Here is a 19291-nt window from a genome sequence, read left to right as displayed (position 1 = left end):
CCCTGGCGACCTTGTCCTGCCCGTGCGTGGTCTCGAGGTTGTGCCAGGTGGTGCTGCGCAGCTCGGAACGTTCCCGCCGCCACTGATCATAGGTCTCGGCGAGTTCCCGGGCGAACTCGATATCCGCCTCGGGCAACAGCTTTCGCGGCGTTCCGGGCGGCACACCGGCGCGCATGCGCTGCTGCACCAGATCGTGCAGCGTATCGGCGTCGAACCCGAGCGGGTGCAGGTAGGCCGAATCATCGACGCTGCGGACCGGTTGTCGCAGGTTGCTGCCGGGCGCCTGATACGAGCCGGCACCCAGGCGCGCGTCCACCTCGGCCGGACGTCCGGCGATCGCATCGAGGGCGTGGTAGCCGTTGCCGTTGCCGAACCGCTTCGCGTATGCCTTCTCGATCAGGCTGACCCACAACGGTTCTCCGGGCTCGTGGCCGACGAAATGTCCGTTGCCGTCGGTCTCGTAGATCTCCGAGGTGACCGGAACCCATTCGTGCGCGCCGTCCACCAGGAACCGGATGCTGACCACGCCGTTACCGTGGTCGTGCACCATATCGGTGATCGATCGGGGGTTGTGCTCCGCCCGATGTTTGAGCACTGCCAGCAGCGCGCAGTCACCGAGCGCACCCTGGCGAACGTCCTGCGCCCGCGGACCGCCCGCCGCGAAGACCGGATCACCGCGTCGATCGACCAGGTCCGGCAGCTTCGGCAGCACACTGCGCGGAGCGGTCACCGCGACCGACCCGGATTCACCGGGCAGTTCGATCCACCGTTGCGTACCCGTCCCGGGCCGCGCCACGAGCGGCTCGTCGTAGGGCGCCCGGAGCACGGTCGGCGTCCCGTGCGCGTCGACGCCGAGGAATCGAACCTCTCCCCCGGTCTCGGACATGTCGATGTCCCAGCTCAACCGGCCCGAATCGCCGCCGGGACGGTCCGGTTCGAAGGTGAAGTCCTCGACCAGGGCGGCCGGGATCACCCGGTGCCGCCCGTTCGGACGCGCGATCCGGTAGGCCCAGGATCCGTCCTGCTGCTGGATCTTTCGCACCTGCACCATGTCGTCGGTGGGCAGTCGGAGTACGCGGCCGCCGTCGACCAGCGTGATGACGTCGTCGTCGCGGGCGGTGAAGGTGAATACTTCGTCGTCGACGGAGGCGGGCGGGCGGGCGGGCGTGATCGGCACGGGAAGGACCGGCAGCAGTTCCTCGCGCTGCTCGGGGGTGAGATCGTCCAGGTTGTCGAACCGGGTGTCCGGGCGCACGGGTGCGGGGCCGTCGTCGTGTTCCTGCGCGACGGAGGCCGGGTCGTGTTCGGGGACAACACGTTCGATCTCTCCCAGCAGGGCTTGGCCGAAGTAGGTCTCGCCATCCTCGGGCTCGAACGCGGGTGCCGCGGTGCGGGCCGGGTTGTTCCCCTCGACCGGTCTGGTACCGGATGTGATTGCGGCCGAACGACTCTCGGAGTCGTCCGATACCTGGGCGACGGTCCCGTCGGGGCGGGTGAGCGTCGCCGCACCGCGCAAGGGCAGCAGGCCCGCCGGTGGTCCGGGAATGCGGGCGGTGGGAGTCAGGCCCGAGCCGTCCTGCGGTGTCGCCGCGGCAGTCCGATTCGAGCCCGTGCCTTCCACTGCGACAGCACCGGAATCGATGTGGGGCGCGGTGGCTTTCACGAGCGAATCGGGCGCGTGCAGCTCGATCGTGAACGGCGCGGCGGCATTCGGACCCGAACGACGGGCATCGCCGAACGCGGTGATCGTCGCGGCCAACCGGTTCGGGCCGCGACCGGAGAACAACGCCGCCGGCGACCACGACCAGGTCCGCGAACTCTGCCCGGCGGCCGGGTCGACGGTCAGGATCGTCGCGCTGCTCGATTGCGCGCCAACGTGTTCCGTGTGCGCCAGCGCCGCCTCGGTCACGGCGTGCGTCATCGCGCCGACCGAGGCGTCGGCGGGGACGTGCCAGTGCACCGAAGCCGCGCTGTCGACGTCGCCGAATGCGATCGTCGCGGCCGCACGCCACCCCTGCGGATCCTGATCGAAGGACAGCAGGTGCACCGCAGCCGCGCCATTCCGGGATGCGGTGACCGCCGCCTCGAGCTCCGCGGTGTACACATCGGCGAGGGCGGTCTTCAAGTTGTGCAACCGACGCTGGATATCCGGCGTGCGTTCGGCGCCGCTCCCGAGACGCTCGATCTCGAGCTGAAGATGCCTGCGGTTCAGGGTATTGCGCACCGCGGCGGGAATACCCTCACCATTGCGCAGACCGGGGAAATCGGTGAGCAGACCGGATTGGTAGGCCGGTGCGAGATGCTCGAAGTGCAGTCCGTCCCACCAGCTACGGCCGTGCTCGCTCCACCAGCTCGCCAGATTGCGCGACGACCGCTCGGCGGCATCGGGTTCCGGCGGGGCCTGCGGGGGCCTGATCCGATCCTCCGGCGCCGTGGGCGAGGGATGCGCGAAGAGTTGACTGCGCAGATCCGGCTGCACCGCGCCCCCGTCGAGTCCGGCTCGCCAGCGGTCGATTTCGGCCTGCCGCTGGTTCAGCACCGCACGTGCGGCCTGCACGCCCGCACGCACCGTGGGCTCCTGCGCACCGTCCGATGCGGCCAGGGCGTTCTCCTTGCCGCTGAGCGCCGCCGCGGCCGCATCGAGCTGGATCTGCCGCCGCACGATCTCCTCGCGCTGCCGGTCCAATTCGCCGAACCGTTCACGGAGCCGGTTCTCGTGATCGAGCCGCTGGAAGTCGTAGCCGACGTGCAGGCCCTGATGCCGCAGCACGTCCAGGGCGTAGTCGTTGATCTCCGCGCGAGGCAGATAGTGTCCGCTGCGGTCGCCCATCGCGATCAGCCGACCGGCCCGCACGGCCATCTCACCGGCGGCGGTGACGCTGCGCCCACCCAGGAACGACGAGTGATGCAGCACACCGGGTTTCAGATTTCCGGCGTACAGGTTGCCGAATTCGTCCATCACGAATATCGCCCGGCCCCTGGGGCTTTCGATCGTGGTGTCCAACGGCATGCCGTCGCTGACGCGGAACAGCAACCCGTTCGGCCCCACGAACACCCGATACGTTTCGAGCTCCTCGGAGGTCATGTGCTTGACCGGCGTGTGGAAGGCGAGTTCCGGGAGCTCGGCGAGGGTTCTCGCGTCCGGGATCGCCTCGAGGCTGGATCTCGTTGTGATCGGCCGGATTTCACCCGCGTACCGCTTGTCCAGCGCCGCACCGTCGAGCAGAGGTGTCTGCGACGATGCCAGCACCCGGGTCAGCGGTGGCGGGACGCGATCCTCCGGTATCGCCGGGCCGGGACGAGTACCGCCAGCGGGCGGCGCGGCCGATTCGACCGGTCCCGCGAACAGATTGCCCGCCGCCGTGGTGCCGATCTCGTACCGCCCGGCGGAGGTGCGGCGCAGGAACACATCCGGCTGTCCCTCGAAAATGCCCGTCCGGAACCGCCGCCCGTCCGGATGCAGACTGACCACGTTCATCCCGAGGGCGTACGCGGCCAGCACCAAGGGCGCATCCACCGACTCCGGATCGGTCGCGGTCGCATGTGTGCCGGGATCGGCCGCCATGATCGCGCGGGAGCGAGCCAGCCAGTTGGCGACAGCGGGGCGGCCCTGCGGATTGGCGCGTTCGAACTCGTCCAGGCTCTGGTCGATCTTGGCGCGCACGGCCGCGGCACCGGGCAGATTCACCACCCTGGCGATGGCCGCGAACAGCGGATCCGCGGTGTCGCGCACCGGTTCCCAGTGTGTCGGCTCCGGCAGCCGCGGCGCGGCCGGGACGGTGCGGCTGCCGGAGCCGCGCGGCATCCGCCGCGTCTCGGCGGGCCGGTCCGGCCGATGATCGCCGTACACGCCGACGGCCCCGGCGCCGCTCATCCCGAGGACCGAGAACTTCGCCAGCTGCGCGAGGTGGACCGCGATGATGCCGCCTCGGGTCGGCGTCGCCATGTTCCGCGGGTCCTTGCGGTTCGGATCGTCCGACCAGTCCTCGTCCCCGGGGCGCTTCACCTTCTTGACCCGCTCGGGATCGGTCCAGTACTCGGTCCCGTCGGGTGTGCGCCAACGCCGCGTGCCGTCCGGCTCCTCCCGGTACATCGTCCCGTCCAGGCTCCGGAACATCCGGATGCCGTCCGGGGCGATGCGGTACTCGGTGTAGACGACCCCTTGGGGATCGTCCGGATCCGGATGTGGATCGCGGCGGTATCGGGTGCCGTCCTCGAGCGTGCCGTATTGGGTACCGTCCGCGGCCTCGCGATGCCGGGTGCCGCCCGGCGCGATCGGCGCCTCCGGTTCCGGGTCGAGGCGATATTCCAGGCCCTGCACCGGGGCCAGGTAGTCGTTGTTGTCGTCCAGCGGGTTGTCCACCAGCACGCGGATCAGGTCGCCGGACGCATTGCGCTCGACGCCCAGGACGGTGTAGTTGTGCTCGCCGATCAGGCCCGGTACGGCCTCGCCCTCGAAATCCTCGGGAAGGTCCTTGTACTTGGTGACACCCAGCGTCACCGCGGTGCCGCGCCGCAGCGCGAATTCGATCTGATGCGCGACCGCCCTGGCGGCGGGAGCGGCGGAGGCCGGCAGCACCCGATCTCTGGGCTGCCCCGTGTACACATGGGTGAAATACTGTGTCAGAGCCTCCTTTTCCGCATTCCACCGATGCGGCTGTCCCGGGTGGTGCTCGTCCAGGTGATCGGCCAGTGCCCGGTCCAGGTAGGCGCGGAATCCGGCCGGAGTGCGCGAATCCTTGTTCTCCCGGAAGTCTTTGCGCACGGCGTCCCTGGCGTCCCGATCGCGCCGATCGATCCGCCGCAGATCCCGGTTCAGCTGGGAGTACAGGGCACGACGATCGCGACGCCACGTGCCGAAGGTGTCGGCCACCTGGCGGGAGAACTCGATGTCGACCGGACCGTCGTGGTCCTCGGGAAGATTGGCCTGCACGAGTTCGTGCAGCGTATCGATGTCGAATCGCAACGGGTGCAGGTAATCCACGTCGTCCACGGCGCGAACAGGTTGGCGCACAGCACTGTTCGCGGCCTGGAAGAAGCCCTTGCTCAGATGTTCGGCCAGCACGGTGAGGTCGTGGCCCGCGCCGAAATCGTGGAAGCCGTCGCCCCGGTTGAACCGAACGGCGTACGCCTTCTCGATCATACTGGCCCACAACGGTTGTCCGGGCTTGTGCTGAACGAAGTGTCCGGTGTCGGTGCCGGCGCTGAGGTAGATCTGCTTGGTCACCCGGACCCACTCCGGCTTGCCGCGCACGACGAACCGGACGCTGACCGTACCGTCCCCGTGGTCGTGCACGATGTCCCGGATCGCCGCGGGATCGCTCACCGCCATCGCCTTGAGATGCGAGATCAGCGTGCAGTCACCGATGTACCCCTGTGCGGTGTCCTCCGGTCTGGGGCCCTGCGGCCCGAACAGCGGATCGTCGCGGCGGTCGGCGAGCGTCGGCAACTCGTCCAGGATCGCGGTGCGCGCCCTGACCCTGACCTTGTCGGACCTGCCCGGGAATTTCACCCACCACGCCTTGTCCTCGCGGTGCCGGGGCGTCATCACCAGGGACCTCTCGAACGCCACCCGCAGGATGGCCGGCCGATCCCGGTCGTCGGTTCCGACGAACAGGACTTCGCCGTCGCCCACATCCCAGGTCAGAGTTCCGCGGCTGCGGCTGCGCCGCGATCGGTCGAAGTGCATGCCACGGTTGTCGTCCAGGACGGGGATGTATCGGTTTTCGCCGTCCGCCGTGTGGATCTCGTAGTACTCGTGCCCGTGCCGTTCGACGATCTTCGCCTCTTCCCGGCCGGTGGGCGGCAGCCGGTGCATCTCGCCGCGGTGGTCGAAGACGACGAGGGTGTTCTCCCCCTTGGGCGGGGGGAACTCGAAGGCCACCCCGGGCTCGGGCAGCAGTTCGCGCCGCTGCCGCGAGGACAGGTTGTGCAGCAATTCGCTCTCACGAAGTGTCGGCGGTTGGAATCCCCTGTCCGAGAAGGTGTTCCGGGGTTTCTCCGGCACACCGTCGAGTTCGAAGGCGAGTTTCTCCAGCAGGTCGGCGCCGAAGTCGACGATTCCGTCGTCCGATCGGGTCCCGGGCCGCGGCACGCTGGATTCGCCGGTGTCGAAACCCGGGCGGGTGGCTTGGGCGCGCGTATGGGTTGCGCTGCCGTCGGCGGCGGGTACGTCGCGTCGCGTTAGATCGGCCGGGTATGACGATGTGCCGGGCCGGTGGTCCGAGAAGGGGGGATCCGCCTCCGGTTTGGGCCAGTCGTTCGACGACGTCGCGGTCCTGTCGCCGAAGGCGAAGCGGGTACCGGTACCGCGGATCGACAGCAGCGCGAATTTGCTCAGATGCGTGGCATCCACGGTGAGGGTGCCACCCGGGCCGTAGGTGAGTCCGTCGATGGTCTGCGACACATTCGGGTTGCGATCCCACGGGTTCTCCAGCACGACCGCGATACCGCCGTCGTCGCCGGAACGCACATCCACCACCGAATAGGCGTGGGAGCCGACCAGACCCGGATATCTGGTGGTGTTCTGCGAACCCTGGCCGAACTGTTCGGTGGACAGCAGAATCTTGTCGCCGCGGCCGCGGATGAACCGCACCAGATCGGCGAAGTGTTGCCGGGCAACGGAACTGGTCACCGGCGTCCCGGGATCGCTGATCCGGCCGAGATAGTCCAGAACGGCGGCGATCTCGCTCTGCCACTGCGCCCGCTCCGCCGGATCCAGGTGGTAGTTCAGGAAATTCCGGAAGCGATCGACCGAATCCTGGCGGTTGACAGTCCAGATCGGCTCCAGCCGACCGAGCCGTTGCGCGAACGCGAACACCGAATCCGGATCGGCACCGGTACCGATCTGCTCGACGAGCAGATCGTGCAGCGAGTCGACGCCCAACCGCATCGGATGCAGGAAGGTGGCCAGGTCGATACTGCGTACCGGCTGGTGAACGGCCCCGGTGTCGTCGATCTGGTAGGGCGGCAGCAACTCCATCATGGCGCGCGCGGGGTAGCCGCCCTTGATCGCCTGGAAGTTGCCGCCCTGTCGCACGGCGTACGCCTTCTCGATCAGGGCCGGCCACAGCGCACGGCTCGCGTCGTGGGCCGCGTAGATCATCCGACCCTGCGCATCGGTATACAGATCTCGGTTGACCCGCACCCACCGCGGAGCGCCCTGAGCGGTGAAGAACCGCACGGCGACGGTGTCGTCCGGATACTCGGTGATCATGTCCCGGATCGTCTGGGGATCGTTCGCCGCCATATCTTTCAGCGGCGCGATCAGATAGCAGTCCCCGACCCGGCCCTGGGCCGCATCCCCCGGCACGGGCCCCGCGTGGCCGAATACGCCCGCGGTCGCCCGCTGTATCGTGCGGCCGAGTTGCGCCAACGTCTGCTCCGAGACCCGGGTATTCCCGTCCAGCAGCAGTTCGCCGCCGATCCCGACGTCCAGAGGTATCGAGGTTCCGCCGGGCAGATGCGTCGGGCTGTCCGTCGACATCCGCCGCAGTCCCACGAATCCGAGTGCGGCGCCCTGCGACGACCAGGCGGTCGGCGTCTGCCAGTGGTAGGCGCCGTCACTGCCCGCTCCGAACACGGTCAACTCACCCAGCAGATCCCGGTGCACCGAATGGCTCGGGGAATCCGGATCCGCACCGACCCACACGGTGAGCAGATCCGGGTTCCCGGGGTCGTCGATGCCGTGCAGTTCATCGCCCGGCCGCAGGCTCAGCAGCCCGCCGTCGTGGTCCACGATGGTCAGCCGGTCCGTCGGCGCGGCGATCGCGGAACCCGGCATCCGCTGGATCGGCGGCGGATGCACCGGCTCGCCGAACGGCCGCACCGAAACTGTCGTGTCGGCGAGGATATCGGGGCGCAACAGCGCATATGCCTTCTGCGCCAACGCCGCCCACAGCGGTTCGCCGTCGGTGTGCGCCGCATGGATCGGCGAGCCCGACGAGTCGTGCAGCAGGCGCCGATCCACCCGCACCCAGTGCGGTCCGCCATCGATGAAGAACCGCACCCCGACCGTCCCGTCGGGATATTCGTGGAACATGTCCACCAGCGCCTGCGGATCCCGCGACGCGATCCTGCCGAGGTTGTTCAGCAGCACCCTGTGGTCGGCCCAGGTTCCCGCCCGCGCATCCGACGGCCGCGGCGTCGGCCGCGAATCCACCGTCGAGAACAGCGGACCCGTGTGCATGACCATCGCCGTGTCGGCCGCCGGCCCGCCCAGCCCCAGGGCATGTACGGCATCGGCCGGGAGCACGACTTTCGTACTCAGATTCTCGATCCGCACACCACCGGCCGCCGTGGGCTCGGTCGGCAGCAGTTCGCCCGGCCCCAGCTCCGACACACCCCGGTCGTAGAACAACAACGACCCGACCGGCCGCCCATACGCGTCCCGCCGCGGGGTGCCCTCCAATTCCCCACTGGGTCCCGTGGTCCAGTCGAGGTGGTCGAGCAGTTCCGTGTGCAGCCGGTGCAGCGTCCCGGACGGGTCCGAACTCGAGCGGATCTGTGCATTCCCCCTGACGTCCCGCCCGTCCCACAGCACGCTGTCCGTGGGCCCGATCACCACGGCCCGCCCGCCGCGGTCGATCAGCACCGTGTTCCCGGTATTCCCGATCGTGTCCGCCTGCTGCACCGCCAGATTCGGCGGCGCCGCCGAGGAGTACCTGGTGCGCCCGGCAGCGGGAACCGCATTCCCGGTGCTCTCGGGTTCGGCTTCGAACAACCAGCGCAGCTGGTCCGCGGACTCTCCGCCCTCGAGGTAGCCCGGCCCTGGACCGGCGTCCTGCGGGAAGTCCTCCCGCCCGGCGGTGAAAGCTGATTCCGGCGCGTTCTCGGTAGCTGCGGGTTCGGTTTCGAACAGCCAGCGCAGCTGATTCGCGGTGGTTGCGTCTCCGTCCACGAGGTAGCCGGGCCCCGCGCCGGTGTCCTCGGGGAAATCCTCCCGCTCGTCGGAGAGCTGCACACGATCGAACAGCCGTCGCAGACGGGCACGGATCCGGGCCGTGGTTCCAGGCCGTGACGCACCGGGCGTGGGATGGCTGCCGTCGGCGGTCGCGGGAGTTTGCGCGCTACGCCACGTTCGCAGTCCCCGCGGGGCACCGATCCGGAGGTCACCGAGAGTGTGGCCGCCGGGGGTATCACGGCCGGGGGCAATGTCCGGTCGGCCCTCGGGGGTGTAGACCGCAGCGGAGACGGAGCGAACATGTTCCGGACGATGCTCGGTGAAGGGTTGCTCGTGACCGGTGGCCGGTTCGTACACGTAGACGGTCCCACCACGATTGTGCAGGACATACGCGTGCGCGCCGATACCGTGCCGATCGGCTGTTTCGTAGACATCGACCACAGCAGCGGCCGAACCGTCCCCGAGCGCACGCAGCCGATCACCGACCGCATCGTGAGAATCGAAGTCCCGCAACGAAGTACGAGCCGCATCCGCGAACTCCGTAGCACTCACGCCGTCCAGCCCGATCGGGCGATCGATCGAGCCGATCTCCGCTCCGGTGAGTTCCGCGATCCGCCGCAGCGTCAGTGGTCCACAGGCATTCACAGGCGCGAGTTCGGGGACAGCGGTCGAGACCGGATCCCTTGCCACGGCGCGCGATCCGTCAACCGCGGTCGGCGCACGGCCGGATTGGTGGACCGTGACGATCGACGAATCCAGGTGCGGCACGGTGGAATTCACCGCAGCCGTCGGCAGGTGGAGGTGAATCTGCCGCAGAGCGACCGCATTCGCAGCTGCGCGGCGAGCGTCGGCGAATGCGGCGACCGTCGTTGCGAGCGGACTCGGGGCACCGGTCTGCTGTTCGGTGAACGTGTGCGACCGGTTCGGCCGCACCACAGTGCGGCCCTGGTCGCCGACCCGCAACACGGTCGCGGTGCCCGTCCCCGGATCGGACTGCGAATGCTGCTGTGCCACATCGATGATCGTGTGGTTCATCGAGAAGACGCTGGTGTTCGCCGGTGCGTGCCAGTGCACCGTATCGGCCGTATCCACGTGGCCGAACGCGATCGTCGCAGCGCCCGATCGCCCGTCGGCATTCTGGTCGAACGACAGCAGATGCACCGTGGGCGCGGCCGTACCGGAACGTTGTGCGGCGATGGACGTTTCGAGATCGGCAGCCTGCAGATCGGCGAGGATGTTCTTCAGGGCGTGCAGTTGACGCTGCGCTCCCCAGCCGAACCAACTGCTGCCGACGAGCTCGCCGAGCCTGGCGATCTCGAGCTGGATATACCTGCGGTTCAACATATCCCGCACCTGCGCGGGAATCCCCTCACCGTTGCGCAGGCCCGGGAAATCCCGGAGCAGCCGCGACTGGAATTCCGGTGACAGATCCGCGAAACGCAGGTCGTTCCACCAGCTCTCCCCGTGTTCACGCCACCAGCTCGCGCGCTCGGGCGCCGAGAATTCGGTATCGCCGAGTCCGCGCGAGCGCCCCGGCGGCTTGATGCGATCGCCGGGGTCGTGCGGTGCCGGGTGCGCGAACAGCTGACTCTGCAGGGACTTGTCGACCGCACCCGCCCCGGTGACGCGGCGCAAGCGATCCAGCTCGGTCTGCTGCCAGTCCACATCCTCGCGGGTGGCCCGCAGGGTGCCGCGCGTCACGGAGTCGCCCTGCTCCGGTGCGGGGTGCGCCGCGGCGAATATGTTCTCCCGCTGGGTAAGTGCCTGCTTCGTCGCGTCGAGCAGGATCTGCAGCCGCGCGATCTCGGCACGCTGGCGCTCCAGCTCGCCCGACCGGTCGCGTGGCTGGTCCTGGAAATCCCGGCGGGAGAAATTGGCGTCCAGGCGCAGGCCCTGACGTCGAAGCAGATCCAGCGCGAAGTCGTTGAGCTCCGGGCCAGGCTGATAGTGCCCGCTGGCATCGCTCATCGCGCGGAGCAGACCGTCGCGCACATCGAGCTCACCGGCCGCGGTGACGATGCGCCCGCCCAGGAACGACGAATGGTGCTGGACACCGAAATCCTGGTCGCCGGAATACAGGTTGCCGAATTCGTCCATGACGAATATCGCCCGGCCGTAACTGTCGTCCTGCGCGTTGTGAGCCCACGTGGTGTCGAACGGCAGACCGTCCGACGCCCGGCGCAACAGGCCGTCCTCGCCGACGAACAATCGGTGCGACTCGAGTTCCTCGGGAGTCATGTGCTTGACCGGAGTGTGATAGTCGCGGCCCGGTGCTTCCTGCCGGGGTTCGGCGTCCGGAACGGCGTCGACAGCGGTCTTCGCGACGATCGGCCGGGTCTCGCCGATGTACTTGTAGAGCAGGCCGGCACCATCGAGCAGCGGAATCGCAGGCGACGCCAGCACCCGGGTCAACGGCTGCGGGATATTCAGGGTCGCGCCCGTGCGCGCGCTGAGCTCGGCGCGCTGACGTTCGGTACTCACCGCCGTGAACAGATTGCCCTCAGGGGTCACGCCGATCTCGTAGTGACCGCCGGATGTGCGGCGCACGAACACATTCGGGCTGTACAGCAGGGGCACGGTTTCGGACGCATGCCCGTCCGGGTGCGCACTGACCACGTTCATGTTGAAGACCCTGGCGGCGACTTTCAGCGGTGCGTCCGCCGTATCGGGCTCGCGCGAGTTCCGATACGCGGCGGGGTCGGTAGCCATCGTCCGGCGGGCATCGACCAGCCAGTCGAGCATGTCCTGTGACCTGCCCTGCTCGCGCGCCCACTCCGCGTCGGACATCCGTCCGTCCTGCCAGCGGCCCCTGAATTCGTCCAGGGCCTCGCTCTCGGAGCGTTCCATCTCCGACAGACGCTGGTTGATCCGGTCGCGAACCGCGGAAACGCCGGGCAGGTCCAGGATCCGGGCGAGGGCCGCCATCAGCGGATCGCTGTCGTGGCGCACCGGCTCCCAGTGCGCCGGGGCCGGCGGGACCTGTGCGACCGGGCTGTCGGGCTCGTCGGCAACCGTTCGGTCCGGGACGAGGAAAGGCTCGATCCGGGGTGTGGCGGCAGGCTCCACCGTGGCATGCACGATACCGGTGTCGTTGTCGATGCCGGTGATCCGGAATTGCGTATCGCGAGCGAGCAGGAGCTGGTTCCGGCCCGGATGGGCAGCATCGGGGCCGAGGTGGATCCCACGCGTACCCGGCGGTATCACCAATTCCATCCGGTGGGCGAGGTCACCGTCGCGTACCGGGGGAGGTTCCACACCGAGCGAGACGGTCAGATAGCCCGGGTCGTGCCGCACACTGTCGATGAGGCCCGGTCCATCGAATTCGGCCGCGCCCCCGTGCTTTCCGATCACGAAATTGCCGACAGCGTGGATCGTCCGGCGCAGTGGAAGTTCGCGCTGGGTCGCCTGATCGAGCTGCGAAATGTGCTGTTGGACCACATCCGGGTCGAACACCTCGTCGTAGCTCTTCGCCAGGAACACCGACCACGTGCGATACAGGGCGAGGTGGTCCTGCATCTGTTTCCAGTGCGCCGCGGCGTCGTCGCGGGACAGAATCGCTTGCAGCGCCCGTTCTTTGCGCAACTCGGCATCGGTGGCGCTCGGCTTGCTCGCGATCTCGTTCGTCAGCCGGGTGAGCTGGTCACGCAACCCATCGATATCGGGTGGCACGGTGCGCCGGGGAACCAGCAGGCGCACGAGCTCGTAGTTCTGCGCGACCTCGGTGTACCACGCCTCGACCTTGTCGAACCAGCTGCTGCCCGTCCGGTCGGCGATGGTGCGCAGCACGTCGTCGACAATCGGTTGGGCCTGATGCGCGTTCAGCGCCGTCTGCTCGTCGGGTGCTAGCTCCTGCGGCAAGGCCGGCAGGCCGGCCTCGGTTTCCGCCGCCGGAGAAACCGGGATGTGCGATTCTCCGTCCGGGGCGGATGTCGTCGGAATGCCCGAATGCGGTTGCCCGGTAGAGCCGATCCGTAGTTCTTCGCCGAGCGAATTGCCCACGGTCCGGTCCGTCACGTCGCTATCGGCACTGGGGGCCGGCGGAATCGGCCGGCCCTGAGCGGTATACAGGGCTGCTTCGACTCCGGCGACGTCCCGGAGCGGCCGGGGCGGGAAGGAGTGCTCGGCTCCGAGTCCGCGATCGACGACGGTGAAGCCGTTCCCGTTGTTGACGATCAGGTAGGTGTGCGCGCCGATTCCGTATCCGTCACGGGTGGTGTAGGTGTCGACGACGAGCGCCGTGGCGCCGGGACCGTGCTGCGCCAGGGCGCTGGTGACAGCGTCGTGAGTGGTGAAGGGGCGCAGAGTGTTTCCCGCGGCATCTTCCAGCGCGGAGCGGGGAATGCCGGTCGGGCCGCCAGGAAGGGCGAGGGGGCGCACGACGGCGCTGTTGGTGCGGGCGATCAGCTCGTCGATGGTGAGCTGTGCGCAGATGTTGATATCGGGTGTGGCCAGGGAGCGTGTGCCGTCCGTGAAGAACACCGATGACGTACTGCCGTCGGACGTCCGGACGGTGTCGCCGTCCGGACGGGTGATCGTGGGATCGGTTTCGCTGCTGCGTATTTCGGTGTGGCGACCGTCGGTCTCGTCGTGCGATGTGACCGCGGCCGGGTTCGTGTTCTGGTTCGGATGTGCCCGGTCGGACTGTGGTCCGCGGGCGGCGAACGGGTTGTGGACGTTCGCGTCATCGAGATGCGCGGCGCCCGCCCGAGGCTGCGACACGGCCCCGTCGTCGGAGAGATCGTCGCGGAAGAGTTCGTCGAAGGACGCGTAGTCCAGGCGTCCGCGGGAATCTGAATCTTGTTGTCGTGGAGGTGGTGTCGTGGGCTGCCCGGCCGCGGATTCGATCTCGGGCGGCGCGTGTGCGGAATACGTGGGGGCACGACGGGAATCGACCAACTGCTGTTCCACCGCGGCCTTCTGTAGCGGGGTCGCGATGGTGCGCAGGTCGTGCGTGGCCTGATCCAGATCGATTCGGGTCTGCTCGAGCCTGGTCCCACTGTCGGTCGCACCGGTCCGATGCAGCTCGGTGGCCTCCGAATGTGATTGCGCCGCATCCTGATAACGGACCAGGAGTTGTTTCACGCGCGGAGTGGGTGCGCTGGACAGGTAGTCCTCCGGCGAGATGTAATGCACCGCCTCACCGGGGGTGCCGCCGTTCTCCCGACCCCCACGGGCCAGATCGCCGCTGCGCGCGGCCCGGGTCTCCACTTGGTGGTTCACCCGAGCGGAGTAGGCGGGTCCGCCACTGATTTTCACTTTCAGCCCACCGGCGGCGATGGCTTCGGGGACCGGCGTGATGTCCACCCCGCGGCTCATCACCTTGTTGCCCAGGGTGATCCTGCCCATCTTCCCGCCCTCGGCGATGATCTCCTGCAACTTGTCATACGCCGCGCGTTTGCTGCCGAACGAATCCATCCACGCCGCATCCACAGCGTTTAGTTCCACGTCGAGACCACGCGATTCGGCCTCGGCCCGCACAGCCTCGGCCAAGCGGCCGACGTCGGCGTTGTCCATGGCCACGCCCAGTTGCGGGGACCCGGCCTGTTCGAGTTTGCCGGTGTTCGGGTTTTCGACGAAGGCGGTGTCGATGATGTCCTTGGCCATCTGCGCGAATTTGCCGTCGCGGGTGGCGAAATGCTGATCGGGCAACCGATCGAGCTGGGAATCGAAGAACCGTTCCACGCGCGCGATAGGCCCGGTGCCGTACTCGTCGTGCATGATGTCTTCCACACCACGCGGGGTGTGCTCGGTCGCGGTGAGCAGGGTGCCCGAGGTGCCCCGGATCTCCAGATGCCCGCCGGAGAACAGCTGTTTACCGGTGATGCTGATCGAGTACTTCGGATCAGCGGTGATACCGCTGTCGTCTCCGCCGCGGCTGTGTTTGACCTCGAGGTATTTGGCGAATCCGTTCCAGCGGCTCGAGCTTTGCTTCTCCGGATCGTCCATGAGTTGATCGTTCGTCTTCGAGGAAATGATCTTGATCTTGCCGTCGCTGCCGACGTGGTAGTCGGTGTTCTCCCGCGGACCCCACTGCGCTTGCGCGGCATGCGCGTATTCCTCGGCCTGGGCGGGAGTCAGCGAGGTACCCAGCATCGCTTCGAGCTTCTCCCGGCCACCGGGGGTGAGGCGGGAATCGAACATGCCGGGAATATCCGGGTTCTTCCCGAAATCGGCCTCGGCCACGACACCTTCGTCTTTGGCGCGCTGGAAATCCCCCCAAATATCCTTGGTCTTTGCCACGAACTCCGGGCTCGCCTGCTCCGCCGCTCCCGGGGAGAGCACGTAATGGGTTTGCTCGTCGATCAACTGGGCATCGATCTCATCGACGGTCAGCTTGCCGCCGGGGAACGGTTCGAACCGCGCATCCACACCGTGCGCGGCAGCGGCCTCATCCAGCAGGGCCTTGTACTCGGGGAAGGTCGGCGCTTCCGCCAAACTCTGCTGCAACGATTTCAGATCATCGCCACCCAGCCCCGCCTCGGTCAGCGTGTCGATCATCGCCTGGGCTTCCTTCACCGCCCGGAAACCGTAATCCTGCGCGGTCCCCACCACGATGACGCTCTCTCCCGGCGCACGCGCCGGGAACGGCTGATCCGAATCCAGATGGTAAATAGTCAGATTCAGGTCGCGGTCGGCCACCAGTTTCAAGAACTCGTGCTGCATGTGATCCACCAGCGGATCACTACTTGTCATCACATGCGCCAAACCATCATCCAACGCCAGTCGCACGGATCTGAGGATGACGAGCATCTCCTTGCCCTCCCCGGTATCCACCTCCACCGGCGCGTGTTCCATCAACAAATCGGCTATATCCTGGGTGAACCGCTTCACCTTGCCGGTCACCCGGCGATTCAGCTCATTGAGCGCGGCATCCTTCTCGAGCTCCGACCCGTTCTTGATCCGGTCGGTCAATTCGGCGTCGCCGAGTTCGGTCAACGGACCCGATTTCTCCGACGGCTTTCCGGGACCGGCCTGCAGTTCGTAGTACTCCTGCCGAGCATCCGCGGCTGCTTTGGCTGCCCGCACCCGTTCGGTGGCGACCGCTTCGAAGGTTTCCGCACGGCCGATCCGCCCGGACAAGAACGCATCCCAGCGCGCGGACCCCGCCTCCCGCGACGCGGTGACAAGTTTGTCCAACGCGTCCTCGACCGTCCGCAAGTGCTCGGCCGCAGCCTGCTCGTAGGCGGCCCGAGCCCCGGATTCCTCCTCACCCTGGGCGGTTTCGAGATTCTTACGCGCATCCTCGACATGTTTTCCCGACTCGGCGATCCGATCGGTCTGCTCCTGACGCAACCGCGCCGCACGGCTCTCGGAATCGGCGATATCTTTGCGCACCTGAACAATCGGATCCTCCGGCGCGTGATCCGGGCGGGGCTCGACCCGCGCCGCGATGACCGTCGTGCCGTTGTCGTGACCGACGCCGGTGATCCGATAGGTGGTGTCGCGGGCCAGCAACAAATGGTGCGTATCCAGGTGGTCGCCGCCCACGTAGACACCGCGTGTGCCACGCGGAATCTCCAACTGCATGCGGAATGGGCTGCTGGTCGCCGAGGCCGGTTCGTCACGCAGCGGCAGCTGCAGATAGCCGGGTTCATGCTGGACGGTGTCGACCAGATCCCGAATGTTCCGGCCCGTGAACGGGTTACCGTTCTTGTCGACCAGAACGCGCGGATCGGTGAGGGGTCGGTCGATGCGGATCGCCTGCGGCAGTGGCAATTCGTGCCCGGTCGCTTTGTCGAGCAACTCGATGTTGCGTTGAATGTCGCCGGGCTCGAAAGGCCGGTTCAGGTTCTGCCGGAAGTAGTCGGTCCAGGTGCGGTGCAGCGCGGCGCGATTGCGGAGTTGGTTCCACCGTTCTTCGGGGTTCTCGTGGGACAGGATGTCCTCGATGGCCCGCATCTCGCGTTCTTGATCGGGTGTGCGGTTCTTGTTGTCCCGTAGAGTGTCCCGCCGGTCACGCAATGAATCGGCGGGTACTTCGCGCAGGGCGGGGATATCCGGTGCGAGATGATCCTTGCCGGTGAGCAGGCTCGCGGTCTGGTGGTCGGCGGCGAATTCGGTGTGCCGGTCGGGGATGTCGTCGGGTGGGATGTTGCGGAGCAGGTCGTTGACGGTGGCGATGTCGTGGTTGCCCTCCAGCGCCTCCCGCTCCTGGCTCGGCAGGTCGTCCCGGGTGTTCAACCTGTCGGCGGCGAAACCGTCGGCGTGCGTGAGGGATTCGAAGCTGCGCACCTCGTCCGGATTCGCCCGGACCTGTTGTGAATCGTGCAGCGGGGAGCGGATCTCGTCGGTGGGTGAGGAGAGCGGTGTTTCGCTCGAGCGCAGCGCCTGGTTCTGGCGGGAGATCGAGGGCGGTTCGGACCGGCGGGTCGTCGACAGGGAGTGGTCGGATTCGGTCGGCATCGATCGGATCCGGGATTGTTCCGAAACAGAGGGTGTGGCAGTCGCTTTCGGTGCGGTCTCGGTCTTGGATCCCGCGGCGATGCGGGTCACCGAGCGCGATCCGTCGTCCAGGGAGGACGGGCTCGGGCGTGCGGAGGCCGGGGTTCGTGTCGTGGTCGAGTCGGCGGATATCGGTCGGGACAGGTCCTGTGCCCGGTTCCGGATCGGGATATCGGACTTGGGGATGCGTGCGGAGCTTCCCGTCGAATCCTGCGGCGCGAGTGGGGTGGACCGGCTCTGGTTGTGCTCGGTGGAGGTGCGGGTCGGGTCGGACCGGGTATTGGACTCGTCGGGAACTTCCTCGACGGTGGTCCGGTTTTGCGTGCTACCCAGATCGTCTGTGGGCGTGACGGTTCGGTTCTGCGTGGACGGGATATCGGATTCGTCGGGGACCTCTTCCACGGTGGCCTGGTATCGCTTGCGATCCAGCCCCTCCGCGGGCGTGTTCCGCAGCGGAGTGGACTCCGAGTCCGGCTGCGGGGTGTTGTCTCGAAGGAACGGATTCGTGTTCCCGCCACGCGCGTTCGAATCCTCGACACGCGACTGCGGCCCACTGCGGTTACCGAACTGGTTCGTATTCTCCCCGCGCGCATTCGAGTTCACCCCGCGCGGTTGTGTCCCGTTGCCCCGCCGGAACGGATTAGTGGTGCCTGCCTGCACATTCGAATCCTCGACATGTGACTCGTTGCTCTGCCGGAACGGGTTGGTGTTCGCGCCACGCGGAGTCTGCGCCGCAGCAGGATTCGTTTCGGTAGTGGTGCTGCGCGCGTTCTGCGCCTGCGTATTGCGCGATCGGCCGTTCGGGGAGTTGTCTTCCCGCGAGGGCGTCGGCTGCGGCGAATTGTCCCGGGTCTTCTCCCCGCCCAGATTGTTCGTGGAATTCGAGCTGTCGTTCGAGGCGCTCTTGGTGTCGAGGCCGCCGGATTTGCCGCTGTACGTCGATGACCCGTCACCGTACGGCGGCGGTTTGTCCTCAGCGGTGTAGGCGGGCAACACCTCGCCCCCGCCCACAGGTCCAGCGGTGAACTTGGCTTGGAAATGCCCCAGCACCCCGTGCACGCCACCAACCAGACCACCACCCACACCACCCAGCAACGCCGCCGGATCGAACTCCCAATTCCCCGTCAACGCCCCATAAGTCACGATCCCCGCACCCGCACCCACCACACCCGCCGGAATACCGGACCCCACCGCCACCAAACCGGCCTTCCACCAGTTCATCCCACCATTCTTGGCAACCCAACCCCCCAAATACTTACCGCCGAAATGACCGATCGGCGTGGCCACACCACCGGACACCGCACCCACAGCCCCGGTAATGAACATCTGCTTGACGTTGAAACCCTTACTGTGCCCCTCACTCAACTCGATCCCCTGCGCCAGCGCATCGGTCCCCAACCCGATCGCACCCTGCTTCAGCACCTGAATCGCGGTCAACTTCCACAACGGCGTCGCCGCCAACCGCGACGCCCGCGCAGCCAACGCCGCCGCCAACCGCGACGCGATCAACCGCATGATCCCCGCACCCTCGGCCTCGATCAACGGCACCGCCCACGCCCCCCACAACGTGGCCAGCGCATACGCGATCTCCGCGGCCATCACCGCCAAAGTGATGATGATCTGCAACTTCGCGTACTCGGTCTGCTGCCCACAATCGAACACCGAATCCGCCAGCTGCTCGAGCCCCTCGACAATCTTCTCCACCGAGGAATCCCCCGAGAAGAACTGCTCGAACTGCGACCTCATCTGATCCGCGCCACTACCCCCGTAATTACTCGTCGCGGTATCACACGCGGCATGCAGTGGCGCGATGAGCGCGTTCAACGCATTCGCCGCATCGCTCCAGTCCCGACTCAACGCGAAAAGCGCATCCTCATCCCCCTTCGGCCACGACGACCCCGCCAGATACGACAACCACTGCAACCCGGCAGGCATCTCGATACTCAT

General features: G+C 67.3%; 1 protein-coding gene (only partly in view). It reads right to left on the bottom strand.

Annotated elements, in window-relative coordinates; translation table 11 throughout:
* Window positions 1-19291: the 5' portion of a C2 family cysteine protease gene (locus K7711_RS21640; protein WP_222971220.1), read on the bottom strand. The gene continues 14693 nt to the left of window position 1, outside the view; only the first 19291 of its 33984 coding nucleotides appear in the window; the start codon lies at window positions 19289-19291; its stop codon lies off the left edge, out of view.

The sequence above is a fragment of the Nocardia coffeae genome (assembly GCF_019890715.1).
Lineage (GTDB): Bacteria > Actinomycetota > Actinomycetes > Mycobacteriales > Mycobacteriaceae > Nocardia > Nocardia jiangxiensis.
This window is presented reverse-complemented; position numbering and strand designations above follow the sequence as displayed.